The sequence below is a fragment of the Gordonibacter sp. genome, from assembly GCF_036667095.1.
Classification (GTDB): Bacteria; Actinomycetota; Coriobacteriia; order Coriobacteriales; family Eggerthellaceae; genus Gordonibacter.
Window position 1 is genome coordinate 1 of sequence record NZ_JAVWUP010000084.1, and the last position, 2657, is coordinate 2657.

At 59.3% G+C, this 2657-nt stretch carries 2 protein-coding genes; one reads left to right on the forward strand and one right to left on the reverse strand.

Annotated features, from left to right (window positions below; genetic code table 11):
• The first annotated feature begins 256 nt into the window (after positions 1-256).
• Positions 257-1603 carry a cytosine permease gene (locus RR842_RS08610; RefSeq protein WP_332512824.1) on the forward strand — a complete coding sequence of 449 codons (1347 nt, stop codon included), beginning with the start codon at positions 257-259 and terminating at the stop codon, positions 1601-1603.
• 119 nt (positions 1604-1722) lie between these two features.
• Here the strand turns inward: RR842_RS08610 and RR842_RS08615 are convergent, their stop codons facing one another.
• Entirely contained in the window at positions 1723-2553 is an 831-nt protein-coding gene (locus tag RR842_RS08615; RefSeq protein ID WP_332518086.1) for a nitrilase-related carbon-nitrogen hydrolase, read from the reverse strand.
• Between the last annotated feature and the right edge of the window lie 104 nt (positions 2554-2657).

A 2657-nucleotide genomic window follows, 5' to 3' on the forward strand; every position in this document is an offset into this window, starting at 1 on the left:
GGCACAAGCGGGCCTCCCTCCTGGACACCCGACGATACGTCCCACGATGAAAATCTTGCCGCACATCTGGCTAAAGCGCGCTATTTGCGACCTCGCAGCGCAAAACTTGGCGCACCGCATACCGAACAGCGTTGCAACAAGGTATAATTCCCCCCATCTTTCTCACGTAGGCCGACCGCACTCGCGCACGATACGTGGAGAACGCGTCGAATCAGTTGCGGCGCACAGAGAATTTCGGGTTTAGAAAGGTAGAACTATGGCTGAGAACGAAGATATCGATTATTCGCTATCACGCGTTCCTGACGAAGCGAAACAGCCGTTTTGGCGGGTTCTCTTCATCAGGATCGGCGCGATCTGCTGCGTGTCCCAGCTCATGCTGGGCGCAGCACTGGGCTACGGCATGTCGTTTTTCGACGCGTTCCTGGCAACCATGCTGGGTTCGGTGCTGTTGCAGGTAGTCAGCTGGGCATTGGGCACAGCGGCGGCGCACGAAGGGCTTTCTACGAGCCTGCTGTCGCGCTGGGCGGGCTTCGGCAAAGGTGGCTCGGCTGTGTTCGGCGGTGTCGTGGCCATCTCAATGGTCGGCTGGTTCGGCGTGCAGAACTCCGTGTTCGGCCAGGGTATGAGCAGCATCGTTCCCTTCACCGACTTCTTGGGCGGGTTCGAGTATCCGCTGTGGGCCATCCTTACCGGCATCGGCATTACGCTGCTGGTAGTATTCGGCATCAAGGCTATCGCGAACTTCGCCACCGTGTTCGTACCGCTGTTCGTGATCGTGGTGCTGTTCGCCGCATGGGTTATCCTGCAGGATCATACCATCGGCGAGTTGGTTTCCATGGCTCCGCCGGGCGTGCCGCTGACACTAGGCGCCGCCACCACGATGGTTGCAGGCGGCTTCATCGCAGGCGCTATCTGCACACCCGACTATGCACGCTTCCTGAAGAACGGCAACCAGGTGTTCTGGATGACGCTCATCGGCACGTTCGTGGGAGAGCTGGGCATGAACCTGCTGGCCGTTATGCTCGCACATGCTACCGGCACCGAGAACGTCGTGGATTTGATGATGGCCACATCGGGCATCGTGGGCGTCATCATCGTGGTAGCCTCTACGGTAAAGCTGAACGACATCAACCTGTACTCGTCGAGCTTGGGTCTTGCCACGATGCTGAACGCGCTGTTCAACAAGAAGGTCAACCGCAACGCGCTCGTGTGGGCACTGGGCATCGTGGGCACGTTCCTGTCGGTCATCGGCATCATCAACTATTTCACCGAATTCTTGGTGCTGCTGGGTGTGGCCATTCCTCCCGTGGCCGGCATCATGGTCATCGACTACTTCGTGCTACGCCGCAAGCGCGCCGACCTGGACGCGTCGCGCGCCGAGGGGAAATTGCCTTCCAAGGTTGAGAAATGGAACCCTGTCGCCATCATCTGCTGGGTCGCTGGCTTCGCTGTGGGCGAGATCACCAGCGTCTTCGGCATCGGTATTCCCGGCCTGAACTCGCTGGTCTTGGCCGGTGTGCTGTACTGGGTCATCATGAAGGTGTATGCCAGCATAAAGAAGGTCGACACCGTGCAGTTCGCAGAGACGGATCAGGTGCTCTAAGCGCCTCGAGAAGCATCTCTTGGCTTGATTGCCCGCAAGGCCCGTTACGTGAGGTAACGGGCCTTGTTCGTAACAGGAGCGCACCAAGCGCAGCGCAATCGAACGGAGGATTGGGTCGCCTAAGGCAGCAGCACCTGATCGTAAAGGTCGGGGCGACGGTCGCGAAGATACGGGCTCGACACGCGATGGCGTACGACATCATCGAGATCCAGCTCGACGTGCAGCACGCCCGCGGTTTCTTCTTGCAGCTCGGCGACAACGTGGCCGCGCGGGTTGCAGACCTTCGTGTGGCCGGGCATGACCAGCTTGTCTTCGCAGCCAAAGCGGTTGACAGCCGCAACGAACGCGGTGTTTTCCAGTGCGCGGGCAGGTACGTTTACATCCCACACATCCATGTCCTCGGCGCACCAAGCCGAAGGACAGACGAGAATCTCCGCACCCTGCAGCGCCAACATACGCGCCACCTCAGGGAAACCCAAGTCGTAGCATATGAGGATGCCAAGACGGCCAAAGTCGGTATCGAACACCGGGCTGCCCTCGCCGGAGCGGAAGTAGAAGCGCTCGAGAGCCCACAGATGCTGCTTGTCGTAAACTCCCGCCAGGTTGCCCGATCGGTCGATAAGCACGGCGCTGTTATAGGCCACCCCTGGCATCTCATGCGTGAGAGCGAGACCGGCCACGACGTAGCAGTTTGCTTGACGTGCTGCCTGCTGCAAGGCAGTAACCGTCGGGCCGTCAATCGGCTCGGCCAGCTCGGGAATGCGAGGGCCGACGATATTGAGTTCATACCCCGTCGAAAACAACTCGGGCAGTACTACGAGATCGGCGCCTTGCGCAGCGGCGTCGGCGATCAGAGCGCATGCTGTCGTGGTGTTCGCCGCCGGATCGCACAGCACGCTCTCGAATTGAATCAAGGCGAGTCGCGCGACTCGATTTCCTGCACCTGCCATAAAGGTCTCCTTCTCGCGAATATAAGCAGATCGCATTATCCCATGAGATTCAAAAGGAGCCAACAGGCATTAACGCTCTTGGTCGTTTTCACATCGCTCGTCCG

Excerpts from the sequence above, each read along its gene's own strand:
- RR842_RS08610 (WP_332512824.1), top strand. The coding sequence starts at position 257 with ATGGCTGAGAACGAAGATATCGATTATTCGCTATCACGCGTTCCTGAC.
- RR842_RS08615 (WP_332518086.1), bottom strand. The coding sequence starts at position 2,553 with ATGGCAGGTGCAGGAAATCGAGTCGCGCGACTCGCCTTGATTCAATTC.